The following is a 17,256-nucleotide window of genomic DNA, read 5'->3' on the forward strand; positions in this document are numbered from 1 at the left end:
GCCTCACCCGGCGAGCCAAGCGGTGTACCGCTTGGTGACCTGGTCGAAGTTCCGGCCCCACCACGCGGCGTCCGCCCGGACGATCGAGTGCCTGCGCGCGGGCGTGAACGGGTTGACGGTCTGCTGGATCCGGTCGTACCTCGGCTCGATGCCCTCGTTGATCGGCTGGACGGACGCGAGCTCCGCCAGCCTCGCCGACGGCTCGGCCTGGGACGCGAACGCGATGAACCGCATCGCCTTCTCCTTGTTCGGCGCGTCCTTGGGGACCACCAGGTCGTCCCAGTTCACGATGGTCCTGTCCCAGACGGGCTGGAACGGCGCGCCCGCCTTGAGCGCCTGGTACGCGCGGGCCGACAGGACCAGGCCCATGTCCACCTGGCGGTCGACCAGCATCTGCTGCATCTGGCCGTACGTCTTCGCGAACGTGGTCACCCGCTTGATCGGCTCCAGCCTGCGGAACGCGCGGTCCAGGTCCAGCGGGTAGAGCCCCTCCTTCGGGACGCCGTCGGCCAGCAGCGCGGCCTCCAGCAGCCCGACGGCGATCTCCGGCGGGACGATCCGCCTGCCCGGGTACTTCTTCACGTCGAAGAAGTCCGCGATGGTGGTCGGCGGGTCCTTCGCGTACTTCTCCTTGTCGTACATGAAGACCAGGCTGTAGAAGTACGCGGGGACGCCGCAGCGGCCGACCGTGCCCTTCGGGAACACGCTCTGGTCGATCACGGAGAAGTCCAGCCTCTCCACGTACTTGCCGCAGTACTGCTCGGCCGCGGCGGCGCTGGTGTCGACGACGTCCCAGCTCACCTTCCTGGCCTCGACCATCGTGCGCAGCCGCGCCTCGTCCACCGGGCCGTCGTTGCGGACCTTCAGCCCGGTCCGCGCCGTGAACGGCTGCTGCCACGCCTTCTTCTGGTAGTCCTGGAAGGGGCTGCCGGTCGACACGAACGTCAGCGTGTCGCGGGTGCTCGCCGGGTTGCCGATGGTGCAGGCCGCGACCGCGGTCACGGCGAGACCGGCGGCCATGGCCTTGGTCGTGGTGCCTGTTCTCAGGCGCACGGTCTCCTCCGGTGCCGTTCGTACGGGGGCAGGGGTCGGTGGTGGATGGGCGGTGGTGCGGGGTGGGGGGCGCGGTGCGCGGTCCGGCCGGGGCGCGCTAGCGCGCGGCCTCGACCTGCGCGGTCAGCACCCGCGCGAGCGTGTCGAGCTGCTCCTCGCTGATCACCAGCGGCGGCGACAGGACGATGCTGGAGCCGGAGGCCCGGACGATGACGCCTTCGGCGCGGCAGCCGGCCTGCACCCCCGAGGTGTCGCCGTCCGTGAACTCGACGCCGAGCATCATCCCGACGCCGCGCACCTCCAGGACGTGGTCCAGGCGCTCCAGCGGGCGCAGCGCGTCGAGCAGCCGCCCGCCGAGCCGTTCGGCCCGTTCCAGGAGGCCCTCGCGGCGCAGGATCTCGAGGTTGGCGAGGGCCACCGCGGCGCCGACCGGATGGCCGTTGTAGGTGAAGCCGTGCAGGAACGGGGCGCCGCCCGCCAGGTCGAGCACCCGGTCGCCGAGCAGCACGGCGCCCATCGGGATGTAGCCGCTGGACAGGCCCTTCGCGGTGACGATCATGTCCGGTTCGATGCCGTAGCGCTCGCTGGCGAACCAGTGCCCGGTCCGGCCGAACGCGGTGACGATCTCGTCCGCGATCAGCAGGATGCCGTGGCGGCGCAGCACGTCCCGCACCCGCGGCCAGTAGCCGTCCGGGGGAGGGACCATGCCGCCGACGCCGAGCACCGGCTCGCCGATGAACGCGGCGATCCGTTCGGGGCCGATCCGTTCGATGCGCTCTTCGAGCTCGGCGACCAGCCGGTCCGCCGCGTCCGGGTCGCCGGGCGGCATGTGCGGCTTGCCGAGGAACTCGATGCCCGGCACCAGCGGCCCGAACCCGGCGCGCAGCCGGTCGATGCCGGTCGCGGCCAGCGAGCCGCCGCCCATGCCGTGGTACCCGCCCGTACGCGCGAGCACGATCGTGCGCTCGGGGCGGCCGGCGTTGTGCTGCGCCAGCCGGGCCAGCTTGATCGCCGTCTCGGTGCCCTCGGACCCGCCGTTGGTGAAGAAGACCCTGCGCATCCCGGCCGGCGCCAGCTCCAGCAGGCGTTCGGCCAGCCGGATCGACGGCTCGTTGGAGTAGTCGCCGAAGGAGGAGTAGAACTCCAGCTTCGCGATCTGCCCGGCGGCGGCGTCCGCCAGCTCCCGGCGGCCGTGGCCGACCGGGCACTGCCACAGGCCGCACGTGCCGTCGATGTACGAGCGGCCCTCGACGTCCCACACCACCGCGCCCTCGCCGCGGTCCAGGACGAGCGCCTCGGCCGGAGCGCCGATCACGCTGTGCGGATGGACCAGCGTACGGGCGTCCAGCTCGGCGAGCTCCCGCGCGCGCTCCGGCCCGGACCGGACCTGGGTGATCTGCTGTCCCGTCGTCATGGCACCGCCCTCACAGTCTCATCGAAACGGACTTGGACTCCAGGTAGGCGTCGATGCCCTCGCTGCCGCCCTCGCGCTCCTGCCCGCTGTTCTTCGTCCCGCCGAACGGCAGCTCGGGCCGTACCGGGAACGGCTCGTTCACCGCGACGACGCCGAAGTCCAGCCGGTCCACGGTCCGCCACACCCGGGCGAGTCCCGAGCCGAACACGTAGGCCGCGAGCCCGTAGTCGGTGGCGTTGGCCCGCTCGACCGCCTCGCCGTCCTCGTCGAAGACGTAGACCGGCAGCACCGGCCCGAACGTCTCCTCCGTGCTGATCAGCATCGTGTCGTCCGCGCCGGTGAGGACGGTCGGCTCGTAGAACGCGCCCGCGAGCCCGGGGCGCGGCGGCTCCCAGCGGCGCCCGCCCGCCGCGACGGACGCGCCGCGCTTGACCGCGTCGGCGACGTGCCGTTCGACCTTGTCGAGGCCGGCGAAGTCGATCAGCGGTCCGAGCGTCGTGCCCTCGTCGGCGCCGTGGCCGGGCCGCAGCGCCGCGACCCGTTCCAGCAGCAGCGGCAGGAACGCGTCGTACACCGGCCGCTGGACGAACAGCCGGTTGACCGCGATGCAGCTCTGCCCGGCGTTGGCGAACTTCGCCGCGGCGACGCCCGCCGCCGCGGCGGGCAGGTCGGCGTCGTCGAGCACGATCGCCGGGGAGTGCCCGCCCATCTCCAGGGACGTGCGCCGCAGGTGGTCCGCGGTCGAGCGCAGCAGGCCGAGGCCGACGTCGGTCGAGCCGGTGAAGCTGACCTTGCGGAGCCGCCGGTCGGCGAGCAGGGCGTCCACCACGTCCTTCGGGCGCGTCGTGGTGATCGACTGGAGGACGCCGGGCGGCAGCCCGTCCGCGATGAGGCGCACCAGCTCGGTGCCGACCAGCGGGGTCTGCTCGGCGGGCTTGACGATCACCGGGCAGCCCGCCGCGAGGGCCAGGCCCGCCTTGCGGACCAGCATGCTCGCGGGGAAGTTCCACGGGGTGATCGCGAGCGCGGGGCCGACCGGGGCGCGCAGCACCAGGCCGGGGCCGCCCCCGGCGCGCGGCGTCACCCGTCCGCTCGCCCGCCGGCCCTCCTCGGCCGCCCAGTCGAGCATCCGGGCGCTGCTCATGATCTCGCCGCGCGCCTCGGCGAGCGGCTTGCCGTTCTCGGCGGTCATCAGCGCGGCGAGCGAGTCGGCCCCGGCGCGGATCCGGGCCGCGGCGGCGCCGAGCGCGGTCGCGCGCTCCTCGGCGGCCGTGTCGCGCCAGGCCGGGAACGCCGCGCAGGCCGCGTCCAGGGCCGCGAGCGCCTCCCGCGGCCCGGCGTCGGCCGCCCGCGCGACGGGCTCCAGCGTGGCCGGGTCCACCACCTCGAACGTGGCGTCCGCCGTTCGCCACTCCCCGCCGATCAGCAGGGTGGCGGTGGACGGGTCTTCGGGCATGGTGCGGCCCTCCTCGTGAACTGGCTTGCGGCGGAGCCGGGGCGGTTCCCCGAGGTCCGGGGGACGCCCGGGACCGGCGCCGGTCCTCGCCGACCGTGATCGGCACTGGGCAGCAGTCTGAGAACCAAGTGTTGTATTTGTCAACACCTAACGCTCGATCGGGTCCCGGCTTTAGAGTGGGCCGCATGAACGCACCTCCCGCGCGCTCGGCGGATCCGGCCGCCGAGACGACCGCGCTCCTTCCGATCAGGGACCTGCTGTCCTACCGGCTCCATCGCGTGGCCAACGCGCTCTCTCGCAGCGCGGCCCTCCGCTACCGCCGCGAATTCGGCGTCAGCCTGCACGAATGGCGAACGATCGCGTTGCTCGGCGCGGACGAGCCGCAGACGGTCAACCAGCTCGCCCGGCTGGCCGGCCTCGACAAGGCGCAGATGAGCCGCGTGGTCACCAAGCTCGCCGAGCGCGGCCTGGTCGAGCGCGAGCCCGGCCCCGGACGCAGCACGCAGGTCTCCCTGACCCGCGGCGGCAGGTCGCTCTACCGCGGGCTCATCTCCGCCGCCAACGACCGCAACGACGCGTTCCTCGCCTGCCTCAGCCCGCTTGAGCAGGAGGTTCTCGACTCCGCGCTGCGCAAGCTGGCGGCCGTGGGCCGGGCGCTGGAGCGCGCCGAACCCTGACCGGCGCCCTGTCGCGCTGTTGACATCATCAACACCCGGCCTGTATTCCTGCCGTGAAGACCCGTGTGGGTGTCACGCTCCAGGGAGGCGGCCGCGCATGACCGACCGAGTCACGATCTGCGAATGCTTCGCCCGCGACGGCCTGCAACACGAGGAGACCGACGTCCCGACGGACGTCAAGATCGGCCTCGTCGGCGCGTTCGCCGAGGCCGGGTTCACCCGCGTCGAGGCCACCGGGTACAGCCACCCCGAGCGGGTCCCGGCGCTGCGCGACGCGAGCGCGGTGCTCGCCGGGCTGCCCCGGCCGCGCGGCGTGGCGTACAAGGCGACGTGCCCCAACCCGCGCGCCGTCCAGCGGGCGGTCGCCGACCTCGACGCCGGGCACGGCGCGGACGAGCTGAGCCTGCTGGTCTCCGCCACCGAGTCGCACACCGAGCGCAACATGCGGACGACGCGCGAGCGCCAGTGGGCGGCCGTCGCCGAGATGGCGCGGCTCGCCGCGGGACGGTTCCGGCTGGTCGGGGTGGTGTCGGTCGCGTTCGGCTGCCCGTTCGAGGGCCGGGTGGACCCCGGCGTGGTGGTCGAGGACGCGGCCCGGTTCGCCGAGCTCGGCGTGGACATGGTGACGCTGGGCGACACCACCGGCCTCGCCACGCCGAGCACCGTCAAGGACATGTTCCGGCGGATCACCTCGGCCCTGTCGTCGGAACGGTCCGGTCTCCCGGTCGTCGCGCACTTCCACAACACCCGCGGCTCCGGGCTGGCCAACTGCGTCGCGGCGCTGGAGGCCGGATGCCGCGACTTCGACAGCTCGTTCGGCGGGGTGGGCGGCCATCCCGCGCGGATCCGCTACGGCGGCGGCCTGACCGGCAACGTCTGCACCGAGGACCTGGTCAACCTGCTGGAGTCGGAGGGCCTGGACACCGGGCTCGACCTCGACAGGGTCATGGCGGCGTCGCGGCGGTGCGAGGAGGCGCTCGGCCGCCCGCTGCACAGCATGGTCGCGCGGGCGGGGTTCGGCCCGGTCCGCCGGAAGGAGTTCCAGGATGTCTGAGCAGGACCCCCTCGACGGCAACGGTCCCGCCGCCCGGGTCGCCGAGGCCGACGTCGCCGACGCGGCCGGAGCCGGCGTCGGCGGCGGACGGGACGGCGTGCTGGTCACCGAGGACCACGGCGCGGTGCGGGTGCTGCGGATGAACCGTCCGCGCAAGCTGAACGCGCTGAACACCGAGCTCACCGCCGCCCTCCTCGACGCGCTGCGGGCGGCGGACGCCGACGAGGCCGTCCGCGCGGTGGTGCTCACCGGCGCGGGCCGGGCGTTCTGCGCCGGCGCGGACCTGAGCGAGTTCGCCGGCCTGACGCCCGCCGACCAGGACGCGGTGGTGCGCCGGGCGGACCTGACGACCCGTACGCAGATGCTCCCGCAGCGGCTCGCCAAGCCGATCGTCTCCGCCGTGCGGGGGCCCGCCATGGGCGGCGGCGCGGGCCTCGCGATCGGCTGCGACATGGTGGTCGCCGCCACCGACACGGTGTTCGGCTACCCCGAGCTGCGGCACTCGCTCGTCCCGGCGATCGTGATGACCGGGCTCCAGCGGCACCTCGGCCGCAAGCTCGCGTTCGAGCTGATCAGCACCGGCCGCATGCTGGACGCCGACGAGCTGGCCCGGCACGGGCTCGCCAACCGGGTGGTCGAGCCGGGGGACGAGCTCGCCGCCGCCCTGGAGATCGCCGCAGGCTGGGCCGCGGTGGACCCGCGGGCGATGGCCGCGGCCAAGGGCCTGTTCTACCGCGTCGCCGACCTGCCGTTCGACGAGGCGATGCGGGCCGGCGGGGACGTCAACGCGATCATGCGGGGGTTCCGGGGGCGGGGGCGTGAGGCCGCTGGCCGGCGTCCGGGTGGTGGACTTCTCGCGGGTGCTCGCCGGGCCGATGGCCACCCAGGTCCTCGCCGAGCTGGGCGCCGAGGTGATCAAGGTCGAGCGGCCGGACGGCGGCGACGAGGCCCGGCGGTTCGAGCCCCGGCTGCCCGCGGGCGAGAGCGCGTACTTCTTCGCCTTCAACCGCGGCAAGCGGTCGGTGACGCTCAACCTCGCGACGCCGCGCGGGCAGGAGATCGCGCGCGGCCTCGCCCGGCAGGCGGACGTCCTGGTCGAGAACTTCCTGCCCGGCGCGATGGAGCGGCGCGGGCTCGGCTACGCGGCGTTGGCGGAGGAGAACCCGGGCCTGGTCTACGTGTCCGCGACGGGCTTCGGCCAGTCCGGGCCGTACGCCGACCGCAAGGGGTACGACACCGTCTTCCAAGCGCTGTCCGGCGTCATGGCGCTCACCGGCCACCCGGACACGCCGCCCGCGAAGGCGGGCGTCCCGATCGCCGACCTGACGTCCGGGCTGTGGATCGCCATCGCCGCCCTCGCCGGGCTGGCCGGGCGGAACGGCGCCGGGCGCGGCGCCCACATGGACCTGGCGATGATGGACGTCCAGGTCAGCCTGCTGGCGGTGGCGGCGGCCCGGCTGTTCGCGCTGGACGAGGACCCGGCGCGCACCGGCACCGAGCACCCCGGCCGCGTGCCGTCCGCCGCGTTCGAGTGCAAGGACGGGCGGTGGCTGCACATCAGCGGCAGCGACCCGCACTGGCGCCCGCTGTGCGCGGTGCTCGGCCTGGACGAGCTGGCCGCCGACCCGGAGCTGGCCGCCAACGCCGGACGGCTCGCCCGCCGCGACCGCGTGACGGCCGCGCTCGGCGAGGCCGTCGCCGGGTGGCCGAGGGACGAGCTGGCCGGGGCGCTGCGCGCGGCCGGCGTTCCGGCGGGCGAGGTGCACTCGGTCCGCGAGGCGCTCGCCGACCGCAACACCGCCGAACGCGGCATGGTCGGGCACTTCGACCATCCGAGCGAGGGCCGGTTCCCCGCGCTGCGCACCCCGCTGCGCGCCGAGGGCGCGGGCCCGCCCGAGCCCGCCGCCCCGCCGCTGCTCGGCTCCGACACCGAGGCCGTGCTCACCGAGCTGCTGGGCCTGGACGAGGCGGAGATCTCCCGGCTCCGCGACGAAGGGACGATCTAGTCATGGACGACGATCCCGTGCTGGTCAGCCGTTCCGGCGGCGTCGCGCACGTCGTGCTGAACCGCCCGGCCGCGCGCAACGCGCTGAACCTCGCGATGTGCCACCGGCTCAGCGAGGCGTTCGCCCGGCTCGACGCCGACGGCGACGTCCGCGCGGTGCTGCTGCGCGCGAACGGCCCCGCGTTCTGCGCGGGCGCGGACCTCAAGGAGCGCAGGGGCCGCGACGAGCCGTGGGTGCGGTCCCGGCGGCTCGCCTCGTTCCGCGCGTACGAGTCGATCGAACGGTGCGCCAAACCGGTCGTCGCCCTGGTGCACGGGCCGGTGGTGGGCTCGGGCGGGGAGATCGCCATGTCGTGCGACTTCGTCGTGGCGGCGGGCGACGCCACGTTCCGGTTCCCCGAACCGCACTGGGGCACCGTCGGCGCGACGCAGCGGCTGCAACGCGTCATCGGCAAGCGCCGCGCCAAGGAGCTGCTGTTCACCGCCAGGACGATGGCGGTCGAGGAGGCCGTCGCCGTGGGGCTGGTCGCGCGCACCGTCCCCGCCGGGGAACTGCTCGCGGCCGGCGAACGGCTCGCGGAGACGATCGCGGGCGCGCCGGCGCTGGCGATGTCGCTGACCAAGCAGGCGGTGGACCTGGGCTCGCAGACGGACCTGACCAGCGGGATCGGGATCGAGATGGCCGCGATCGAGCGCTGCCTCGCCGACGGCGGCTGGCGCGGCGGCGTCGACGCCTTCGCGTCGGGCGGCGGACCCGGTGGCGGGCCGGACGGCCGTACGGGACCGGAGAACGGAGCCGGACGATGAACCTCACCGGGATCTGCCCGCTGACCGCCGACGCCGCGCTGCGGCGGGCCGCGGCCCTGGCCCCCGACGTCCAGGCCGTCGTCTCCGCGCAGGGCTCGGCCACCTACGCGGAGCTGGACGCCGAGGTCGGCGCCGTCCGCGCCGCGCTCGCCGCCGCCGGCGTGCGCAGGGGCGACCACGTGGCGGTGTGCCTCGGGAACGGTCCGCGCTGGGTCGCGCTGCTCGTGGCGATCGGCTCGCTCGGCGCGGTGACGGTGCCGGTCAACACCCGGTTCCGCGCGGAGGAGGTCGCCTACGTGCTGCGGCAGTCCCGCGCGAGGCTGCTGTTCACCGCCGACCGGTTCCTCAGCTCCGACTTCGCCGCCATGCTGCGGGAGGTCTGCCCCGGCGTGGACGCGTCCCTGCCCGATCCGTCCCTGCCCGACCTGCGGGACGTGGTGGTGCTCGGCCCGGACGTGCCGTCCGCCGCCCGTTCCTGGGAGGAGTTCCTCGCCGCGCCCGCGCCGCCGGTCGCGCCGCGCTCGGCCCCGGACGACGTGCTGCTGATCCAGTACACCTCGGGCACCACCTCGTACCCGAAGGGCGTGCTGCTCACGCACCGGAGCATGTGCGCCGACGCGTTCTTCTCCGGCGCGCGGCTCGGCCTGCGCGCGGGCGACCGTTTCCACAGCGCGCGGCCGTTCTTCCACGCGGCGGGCAGCACGCTGTCGGTGCTGGCCTGCCTCCAGCACGCGGCCACGCTGGTGACCATGGACCGGTTCGAGGCGGGCGAGGCGCTGCGGCTGATGGAGGCCGAGCGCTGCACGCACTTCTCGGGGAACGACACGATCGCGCTGATGCTGCTGAACCACCCCGACCTGCCCCGGCGGCGGCTGCGGCTGCGCGGCGCGTGGCTGGCCGCGTCGCCCACGATCGTCCGGCGGGTCATCGGCGAGCTCGGCGCGTCGGAGTGCGTCGCCGGGTACGGGCTGTCCGAGGCGTCCCCGAACGTGGCGCAGTCGGCCTGGTGGGAGCCGGAGGACGTGCGGGCCGCCGGGCGGATGCTCCCGCAGCCGGGGGTCGAGGTCGCCGTCCGCGACCCGGCGACCGGGCTCGACCGGCCCGCCGGGGAGACGGGGGAGATCTTCGTCCGCGGCTGGAACGTCATGCGCGGCTACTACGCGATGCCGGCCGAGACGGCAGAGGTGCTGTCGCCGGACGGCTGGCTGTCCACCGGCGACCTCGGCCGGCTCGGCCCCGACGGCCGCCTGGAGTTCGCCGGCCGCGCCAAGGAGATCATCCGGGTCGGCGGGGAGAACGTCGCCCCCGCCGAGGTCGAGGACGTCCTGCACCGCCATCCGGAGATCCGGCAGGCGGCGGTGGTCGGCGTTCCCGACGCGCGGCTGATGGAGGTCCCGTTCGCGTTCGTCGTGCTCGGCGAGGGCTGCCGCGCCGATCCCGAGGAGATCCTCGGCTGGGCGCGAGAGCGCCTCGCGGGCTTCAAGGCGCCTCGGCACCTGCGCGTGGTCGAGGGGTTCGAGGAGATCGGCATGACGGCGAGCTCCAAGGTGCAGAAGCGGCACCTGGCGGCGTACGCGCGGCGGCTGCTCGACCTGGCGGAGGCCCCGTGAGGATCGCCACCGGCGTCACCCGCCTGCTCGGCGTCGACCTGCCGATCGTCCAGGCCGGCATGTCGTGGGCGTCGTCGGGATCGGCGCTGCCACTCGCGGTGTCCCGGGCCGGGGGGCTCGGCGTGATCGCCGCCGGCCCGATGCGGCTGCCCGACCTGGAGCGCGCCATCGACGAGGTCGAGGCCGGCACCGACCGGCCGTACGCGGTGAACCTGCCGCTGAACCGCAAGGGCGCCGCCGAGGTCATGGACGCGCTCTGCGCCCGCCGGGTCCCGGTGCTGATCGCCTCGCAGGGCGGCCCGCGCCGCTACCTGCGCCGCTTCCAGGACCTCGGGACCGTGTGCCTGCACGTCGTCGCGGGGGAGGAGCACGCGGCCAAGGCCGTGGACGCCGGCGTGGACGGCCTCGTGGTCGTCGGGGCGGAGGCGGGCGGCCACCCGCCGCCCGCGCTGGTCTCCACGCTCGTCATGGTCCGGGCCGTCGCCAGACGCGCGCCGGGCACGCCGATCATCGCGTCCGGCGGCTTCGCGGACGGGGCGGGGCTGGCCGCCGCCCTCGCGCTCGGCGCGGGCGCGGCGCAGTTCGGCACGCGGTTCCTCGCGAGCGCCGAGTCGAACGCGCACCCGGCGTACAAGCAGGCGGTCCTCGCGGCGGGCGTCGGCGACACGCGGACGGTCGGCCACCAGCTCGGGATGGTCCGGCTGCTGGCCAACGACTTCGCCGAACGGATGGGGGAGCTGGAGCGCACCGGCGCCGGCCTGGAGCGGCGGCGCGCCGAGTTCACCGGGTCGAGCCTGCGGATGGCCGCCTTCGACGGCGACGTCACCTGGGGCAAGGTCGAGGCGGGCCAGTCGGCCGGACTGGTCGACGCGGTCCTCCCGGCGGCCGACATCGTCCGCGGCCTCGCCGAGGAGTACGCGGCCGCGCTCGCCGGCCTGCCCCCGCTGGACCGGCGATCGGGCCCCTGACGGCGTCCGGCCGCCCGGCACGGCTCAGACGTTCGGCCCGTAGCCGGTGCACTCCGGCTCGAACCCCGGCGCGTCGGGGCCGAGCGCGTTGAGGATGATCTGCATGATCGGTCCGTCGAACGACATTCCCGAATGGCTCACCGGATCGTCCGGACACAGATCCTGAAGCAGGATGTTGGTGGCGTCGCCGCCATGGAGGAACGAGTTCGTCAGGGGAGTGACCGTGGTGTCATGCGAGGTCGCGACCGTCAGGTAACGCACTCCGGGAACGGTGTCGCCATCGGCGAACAGCGCCTTCTGGAATTCGGATCCCTCCTCCTGCTGGACGTGCGCGGGCGATCCGATGAGGTGGTAGAAGCCGTTGACGATCCCGAGCACGTTGAGCGCTCGGCCGAGGTCGACCAGGCCGCCCAGGGTGGTGCCGTGGTTGGTCGGCCCGAGGCCGATCAGCGTGCGCACCTTCGCCGCGCCGCCGAGCCGCTTGATGTAGTAGTTCGGCATCATCCCGCCCTGGGAGCCGCCCACCACGTCCACCTCGGCGGCCCCCGTGGCGGCCAGCACCTTGTCGACGAACGCGCGCATCGTACGGGCCGACTCGGCGATGTCGCCCAGGCCGTAGATGTGGCCGAGGGTGGAATAGGTCTCGCCGTAGTTGAACCCGTAGACGCAGTACCCGTGGTTGGCGAGCGTGGGCGCGATCATGGCCCCGGCCGAGCCGAAGTTGGACGTCGTCCCGTGCACGATGACCACGGGACGGGGATGCGCGGCGGACGGCTTGCACGACCAGATGTTGGCCCCCGGAACGGCGTCCGGACTGAAGAAGAAGTTGCCGACCGCCGTCCCCACATCGCCGACGGGATAGGTCGTCTCCGCTGAGGCGGGCGTCGGCGTGGCGGCGCTCACGGCCATCGCCGCGCACGCCGCCGTGGCGGCGGCGGCGAGCCCGCGCCGGATCCGGTGTCTGCTCACGGCTCCCTCGTTCCTTCAGGAGTTGGGACGGCTCATACAGACAACGCTATCTATTTGAGGATCCGGCCCACTACGCAGTCCGTGACGACAAACCCCGCCGGCGTTCGTCCCCGAAGACGACCTCACCCAGGCCCGCGCCTCCCGCGGCTCCGGACGCGAGCCCCGCGACTCCCGCGCCTCCCGCGGCTCCGGGCGCGAGTCCCGCACGGCGTCACGGGCGGGCGCCAGGGGCGGCGGCCTCCAGCTCGTCGATGCCGCCCGACATGATCGTCCGCACGTGCTCGGTGATGTGCTCCAATGGCCAGTCCCACCAGGCCGCGGCGAGCAGCCGCGCGACGTCGCGCTCGCCGTACCGGCTGCGGATGAGGCGGGCGGGGTTGCCGCCGACGATCCCGTAGTCGGGCACGTCGTCCACGACGACGGAGCCGGAGGCGACGACGGCGCCGTTGCCGATGCGGACGCCCGGCATGACCGTGGACCGGTAGCCGAACCACACGTCGTGGCCCACCACCGTGTCGCCCCGTCCTGGCAGGCCCGTGATGAGGTCGAAGTGCTCGGACCACGACCCGCCCATGATCGGGAACGGGAAGGTGGAGGGGCCGTCCATGCGGTGGTTGGCGCCGTTCATGATGAACCGCACGCCCTCGCCGAGCGCGCAGAACCGCCCGATGACCAGCTTCTCGGGCCCGTAGTGGTACAGCACGTTGCGGGTCTCGAACGCGGTCGGATCGTCCGCGTCGTCGTAGTAGGTGAACTCCCCGACCTCGATCAGGGGCGAGGTGACCAGCGGTTTCAGCAGCACGACGCGCGGCTGCCCCGGCATCGGGTGCACGGCGGCCGGGTCGGCGGGAACGAGCGGCATGGCGTCCAATCCACTAGTGCGACAAGTGATGCATTAGGATCGTGGCACGACGCCGTTCCCCCAGGCAAACGGATTGGCCGGTGACGAACCCCGCACAGTCGCAGCCCGGCGGCTCCCCCTCGGGCCCCGAGGTCCGGCGCCGCCCTGGCGGCCGGACCGGCCGCACCCGCGCGCGCGTGATCGAGGCGGTCCGCGCGGAGCTCGGCGAGCGCGGCTACGACGGGCTCACCGTCGAGGGCGTGGCCGCCCGCGCGGGCGTGCACCGGACGACCGTGTACCGGCGCTGGCGCGACGTCGGCGGGCTGCTCGCCGACGTCCTCGACGCGGCGGGCGACGACGGCTGGCAGCCGCCGGACACCGGCTCGCTGCACGGCGACCTCCTCGCGCTGAACGAGGAGATCCTCGCGTCCCTGACCGAACGGCCCCCGCTCAGCACGGCCCTGATCGCCGCGTCGTTCCGTTCCGAGGAGGCCGCCCGCGCGCTGCGGCGGCTCTGGGAGGACCGGTACGTCCGCTGCGAGGCCGCGGTCGGCCGGGCCGTCCACCGCGGGGAGCTCCCGCCGGGGACGGACGCGCGCGGCCTGCTGATCGCCGCCACCGCGCCGCTCTACCACCAGATCGTCCTGCTCGGCGCGCCGCCCGACCCGCGCCTGCCGGACCATGCGGCGAGGAGCGCCGTCCTCGCCGCGTCCGCCGGAGCCTTCGCCCCGCCGTCAGCGGACGACGGCGCCTGAGCCGCGGCGAGGCCGATCGCGACCGGCGGGCGCGGGCCGGTCAGTCGACGGGGGCGAGGCGCAGCACGGCGGTCCCGCCGCTGACGGTCAGCGCCGTGATGCTCAGACCGTTCTGGCTGCCGGTGCTGTCAGGGCCGAGGGTGAGTTTGAACCCGCCTCCCGACCCGGACGAGTTGCAGCTCCTGCCGGTACAGAAGCCGCCCTGGGAGTTGCCCAGATAACGTCCGACAACGGTGACGGAGCCGGAGCCGACCGACTCGACCCGTACCGAGGCGACCTTCAGCTTGCGCGGTACGGGAAGCTTCGCCGACGCGCTGACCTGCACTTCGCACCGGCCATCGGCGCAGGCGGCCAGATCGGTGCCGTCAGCCGGTTTCGGCGGAGCGGACGATTTCGCAGGCGGTTTCGCGGACGAGGAGCCGCCCGGCGACGAGGCGTCCGATGAATCGTCGTCGCCCGTCCCGCAGCCGGACAGGACCAGCAGTCCCGCCAGTGCGAGCAGCGCCCCGCCACGGGCCCGCTCGCTGGAGGTCGTGCGCGTCGATGCGCTGGCAGCCGCGTTCTGATCGCCGTATCCACCCATTCCGTCCCTCTCCATGACCCCCGCGGACACACCGGCCGATGGCAACGCCACGCGACGAGTGTGTCACGGACCACTCGGGCCCCCTCCCGCATCACGGGAGCCGGGCCCGCGCGGGCGGCGCGGTAACCGGTTGAACGGCCCGTTCAAGATCGTTTAAATGGCCGGTCATGAGATCTTCGAACCGGGCGCGGAGGTTCGGCGTCCGCGCGGCCGTCGCCGCGCTGACGCTCCTCGCCGGCGGCCTCGCCGTCGCGCCGCCGGCCTCCGCGGCGGCCACGCTCCTCCAGGAGGACGGCGCCAAGACCAGGACCTACGCACTCCACATCGACCTCGACCGGGACTACACGCGGCTCGGGAACCGGGTCGCCGAGCTGGAGGGCGCGGGCGCCGTCCAGCCCGTCTCGGCGCTGAGCGTGGCGCGGTCGGCGCAGCACGTCGGGCGTCCCGCGCTCTGCCACGACACCGGCCTGGACGGCAGGCTCAGGTACGACGGCTTCTGCTGGGACCCGACCGACGACAAGAGCAGCAACCTGTCCGGGGGCTGGACGCCGCAGGGCCTGACCGGCTCCCACGACGCCGACCCGAGCGGCACCGTGGACGGCCACCACCTCTACATCGCCTCCTGGTACATGGGCAAGAGCGAGCAGCAGGCGGGCAACTACGGCCGGATCAGCGTCGTCGAGTCCACCGGGAGCAGGGTCACCTACGGGCACGTGATGCTCGTCCGCCCGGTGGACGGCCCTCCGGGGTTCGAGCCGGTGCAGCGCTTCCACGGCGACGGCGTGACCTGGTACGGCAACAAGCTCTTCGTCGCCAACGGCGCCGAGCTCCAGGTCTACGACCTGCGGCACCTGTGGAAGATGGACAGCCGCGAGGAGCGCGTCGGCGTCTCCGGCGGCAAGGCGTCCGCGCGCTGGCACGACTGGGCGCTGCCGATGGTCGCCCGCTACACCACCGGGCCCCGCGACGCCGACCCGCGCGCGTGCCATCCCGGAGGGGACGAGCTGGTGTGCCTCAGCTCGCTGAGCCTGGACCGCAGCGGTACCGACGCCCTGGTGTCCGGCGAGCACAGGTCCGCCGCGGGCGGGCGCGTCATCCGCTGGGACCTGGACGCGCGGACGGCGCTGCCGCGCTCCGACGACCCGATCCGCCCCGTCGCCGGCGCGACCGCGGACGCCTCGTACGTCTCGCCCGTCTTCCAGATGCAGGGCGTGGCGACCGACGGCCAGACCTACTACATGGCCGGGAAGTGCCCGAAGGGCTGGGTCCCCGACCCGGACGCGGAGGACGCGCTGTCCTGCCTCCACTACGCCAAGCCGGGCGCGGAGCCGCACGTCCTCACCACGGCCCCCGTCTACACGCAGAACCTGTCGTGGGCGCCGCAGACCCGCAGGCTGTGGGGCCTGAACGAGCGCATCGACCGGGCCAACGGCAAGCGGGTCATCTTCTCCCTGATGCCGAACCCGTGACCGTCGTCCGGGCGCCCCGGACGCGGTGGCGCCCGGACCGCTCCGGACCCGGGGCCAGGACTCAGGGGGTGGGGAGGTGGAGCCAGACGCCCTTGACCTCGGTGTAGGCGTCGATGGCGTACGGGCCCATCTCGCGGCCCCAGCCGCTGGACTTGAAGCCTCCCCAGGGCGCGGCGGCGTCGGGGACGGGGAGCATGTTGACGAAGACGGCCCCGGCCTTGATGTCGGCGGCGAGGCGGTGCGCGGTCGCCAGGTCCCGGGTCCACAGGGACGCGGCCAGGCCGAACTCCGTCCCGTTCGCGCGGTGCGCCAGCTCCTCGGGGTCGTCGTAGGCGAGGACGGGCAGCACGGGGCCGAAGATCTCCTCGCGGGCCACGGCCATGCCGTCGGTCACGGCGCCGAACACGGTGGGGCGGTAGAAGAAGCCGTCCTCCAGCGGGCCGCCGGCGCGTTCGCCTCCGGTGACGAGCTGCGCGCCCTCGGCCCGTCCGGCGCGCACGTACGAGTCGACGCGTTCCAGGTGCTCCAGGGAGACGAGCGGCCCGAGCTGCGTCGCGGGGTCCAGGCCGGGGCCGAGGCGCAGGCCGGCGGCGGCGGCCGCGAGCTTGCCGGTGAACTCGTCGGCGCGGCGCCGGTCGACGTACATGCGGCTGTACGCGGCGCAGACCTGGCCACTGTTCAGCAGCGCGCCCTGGAGGTTGCCCGCCACGGCCGCGTCGATGTCGGCGTCGCGGGCGACGACGCTCGGGGCCTTGCCGCCGAGTTCGAGGGTGACCCGCTTCAGGTTGCCCGCCGACCCCCGGACGATCTCGCGCCCGACCTCGCCGGACCCGGTGAACGACACCTTGTCCACGTCCGGGTGCGCGACGAGGGCGCGGCCGGTGGCGGGGCCGCCGGTGAGCAGGTTGACCGCGCCCGGCGGGAAGCCGGCGCGCTCGCACAGCCCGGCGAGGCGGACGCTCGTCAGCGGGGTCTGCTCGGCGGGCTTGAGGATCACCGTGTTGCCGCAGGCCAGGGCGGGCGCGAGCTTCCAGGCGGCGATCATCAGCGGGAAGTTCCACGGCGTGATCAGCGCGCAGACCCCGACCGGCTCGCGGCGCACGTAGTGCAGCGTGTCCGGGAACGACACCGGCGACACCGCGCCCTCGATCTTGGTGCACCAGCCCGCGAAGTAGCGGAAGTGCTCCGCGGCGCCCGCGACGCTCACCGACCGCGCGACGCCGAGCGGCTGCCCCTGGTCGCGGGTTTCGAGCTCCGCGAGCTCGGCCGCGCTCTCCTCGACCAGGTCGGCGAGGCGCCAGAGCAGGCGGGCGCGGGCGTTCGGCGGCATCGCCGCCCACTCCGGGTCCGCCAGCGCGGCGCGGGCCGCCGCGACCGCCCGGTCCACGTCGTCCGGCCCGGCGTCGGCGCAGGTCCCGAGCGGGCGCCCGGTCGCGGGGTCGTAGGTGGTGAACACGGCGCCCCCGGCCGCGTCGCACCATTCGCCGTTGATGTGAAGCCTGCCGTGCATGTCCACGATGTCCTCCCGTACGCGCCGCGGCGTGCCCAGCCTCCGCCGCGGCGGGCGCGGGAGTCTTGTCCGTGCCCGTACGGCC

15 protein-coding genes and 1 pseudogene are annotated in these 17,256 nt (G+C 74.3%); 9 read left to right on the plus strand and 7 right to left on the minus strand.

Translation table 11 applies throughout. The annotated features are described in order from the left end of the window. Positions 1 to 3: 3 nt before the first annotated feature. The 3 genes from GEV43_RS24240 to GEV43_RS24250 all read right to left on the minus strand — a co-directional run bounded on the left by GEV43_RS24240 (position 4) and on the right by GEV43_RS24250 (position 3,923). Positions 4 to 1,053 carry an ABC transporter substrate-binding protein gene (locus GEV43_RS24240; RefSeq protein ID WP_160822652.1) on the minus strand — a complete coding sequence of 350 codons (1,050 nt, stop codon included), beginning with the start codon at positions 1,051 to 1,053 and terminating at the stop codon, positions 4 to 6. 97 nt (positions 1,054 to 1,150) lie between these two features. Continuing rightward, entirely contained in the window at positions 1,151 to 2,467 is a 1,317-nt protein-coding gene (locus GEV43_RS24245) for an aspartate aminotransferase family protein (RefSeq protein WP_160822653.1), read from the minus strand. 10 nt (positions 2,468 to 2,477) lie between these two features. Beyond that, positions 2,478 to 3,923: an aldehyde dehydrogenase family protein gene (locus GEV43_RS24250; protein ID WP_160822654.1), complete on the minus strand. Its 1,446-nt coding sequence runs from the start codon at positions 3,921 to 3,923 to the stop codon at positions 2,478 to 2,480. 185 nt (positions 3,924 to 4,108) lie between these two features. Between GEV43_RS24250 and GEV43_RS24255 the strand changes: the two genes are divergently transcribed. The 7 genes and pseudogenes from GEV43_RS24255 (at position 4,109) to GEV43_RS24285 (ending at position 11,044) form a co-directional block, all read left to right on the plus strand. After that, positions 4,109 to 4,600 carry a MarR family winged helix-turn-helix transcriptional regulator gene (locus tag GEV43_RS24255; protein ID WP_160822655.1) on the plus strand — a complete coding sequence of 164 codons (492 nt, stop codon included), beginning with the start codon at positions 4,109 to 4,111 and terminating at the stop codon, positions 4,598 to 4,600. A 97-nt stretch (positions 4,601 to 4,697) separates the two neighbouring features. Beyond that, the gene (locus GEV43_RS24260; RefSeq protein ID WP_160822656.1) at positions 4,698 to 5,654 is read left to right on the plus strand and encodes a hydroxymethylglutaryl-CoA lyase; all 957 of its coding nucleotides are present in this window, start codon (positions 4,698 to 4,700) and stop codon (positions 5,652 to 5,654) included. A 139-nt stretch (positions 5,655 to 5,793) separates the two neighbouring features. Then, positions 5,794 to 6,336, plus strand: a pseudogene (locus GEV43_RS24265) (enoyl-CoA hydratase/isomerase family protein); the annotation flags it as partial. Positions 6,337 to 6,472: 136 nt separating this feature from the next. Further along, on the plus strand, positions 6,473 to 7,660 hold the full coding sequence (locus tag GEV43_RS24270; RefSeq protein WP_160822657.1) for a CaiB/BaiF CoA-transferase family protein: 1,188 nt from the start codon (positions 6,473 to 6,475) through the stop codon (positions 7,658 to 7,660). A gap of 2 nt (positions 7,661 to 7,662) precedes the next feature. After that, positions 7,663 to 8,466 (plus strand): enoyl-CoA hydratase/isomerase family protein, encoded by an 804-nt coding sequence (locus GEV43_RS24275; RefSeq protein WP_160824751.1) that lies wholly within the window; start codon positions 7,663 to 7,665, stop codon positions 8,464 to 8,466. Beyond that, positions 8,463 to 10,076, plus strand: coding sequence for an AMP-binding protein (locus GEV43_RS24280; RefSeq protein WP_160822658.1), 1,614 nt, complete (start codon positions 8,463 to 8,465; stop codon positions 10,074 to 10,076). The genes GEV43_RS24275 and GEV43_RS24280 overlap by 4 nt, the downstream gene beginning before the upstream one ends. Then, on the plus strand, positions 10,073 to 11,044 hold the full coding sequence (locus tag GEV43_RS24285; RefSeq protein WP_160822659.1) for a nitronate monooxygenase family protein: 972 nt from the start codon (positions 10,073 to 10,075) through the stop codon (positions 11,042 to 11,044). The genes GEV43_RS24280 and GEV43_RS24285 overlap by 4 nt, the downstream gene beginning before the upstream one ends. 24 nt (positions 11,045 to 11,068) lie before the next feature. Here the strand turns inward: GEV43_RS24285 and GEV43_RS24290 are convergent, their stop codons facing one another. After that, on the minus strand, positions 11,069 to 12,013 hold the full coding sequence (locus GEV43_RS24290) for a triacylglycerol lipase (RefSeq protein WP_160822660.1): 945 nt from the start codon (positions 12,011 to 12,013) through the stop codon (positions 11,069 to 11,071). Positions 12,014 to 12,224: 211 nt separating this feature from the next. After that, a complete protein-coding gene (locus GEV43_RS24295) occupies positions 12,225 to 12,884 on the minus strand; it encodes a CatB-related O-acetyltransferase (RefSeq protein WP_375539054.1) in 660 nt (219 codons plus the stop codon). A gap of 71 nt (positions 12,885 to 12,955) precedes the next feature. Between GEV43_RS24295 and GEV43_RS50905 the strand changes: the two genes are divergently transcribed. Beyond that, the gene (locus GEV43_RS50905; protein WP_160822662.1) at positions 12,956 to 13,609 is read left to right on the plus strand and encodes a TetR/AcrR family transcriptional regulator; all 654 of its coding nucleotides are present in this window, start codon (positions 12,956 to 12,958) and stop codon (positions 13,607 to 13,609) included. 40 nt (positions 13,610 to 13,649) lie between these two features. Here the strand turns inward: GEV43_RS50905 and GEV43_RS24305 are convergent, their stop codons facing one another. Beyond that, positions 13,650 to 14,243, minus strand: coding sequence for a hypothetical protein (locus GEV43_RS24305; protein ID WP_160822663.1), 594 nt, complete (start codon positions 14,241 to 14,243; stop codon positions 13,650 to 13,652). 116 nt (positions 14,244 to 14,359) lie between these two features. Here GEV43_RS24305 and GEV43_RS24310 point away from each other — a divergent pair, with 116 nt between their 5' ends. After that, the gene (locus GEV43_RS24310; RefSeq protein ID WP_160822664.1) at positions 14,360 to 15,661 is read left to right on the plus strand and encodes a hypothetical protein; all 1,302 of its coding nucleotides are present in this window, start codon (positions 14,360 to 14,362) and stop codon (positions 15,659 to 15,661) included. Between the two features lie 61 nt (positions 15,662 to 15,722). Here the strand turns inward: GEV43_RS24310 and GEV43_RS24315 are convergent, their stop codons facing one another. Continuing rightward, positions 15,723 to 17,171, minus strand: a complete 1,449-nt coding sequence (locus GEV43_RS24315; RefSeq protein ID WP_160822665.1) for an aldehyde dehydrogenase — start codon at positions 17,169 to 17,171, stop codon at positions 15,723 to 15,725. Between the last annotated feature and the right edge of the window lie 85 nt (positions 17,172 to 17,256).

It is taken from the genome of Actinomadura sp. J1-007 (assembly GCF_009793335.1).
In the GTDB taxonomy this organism is placed as follows: Bacteria; Actinomycetota; Actinomycetes; order Streptosporangiales; family Streptosporangiaceae; genus Spirillospora; species Spirillospora yumaensis.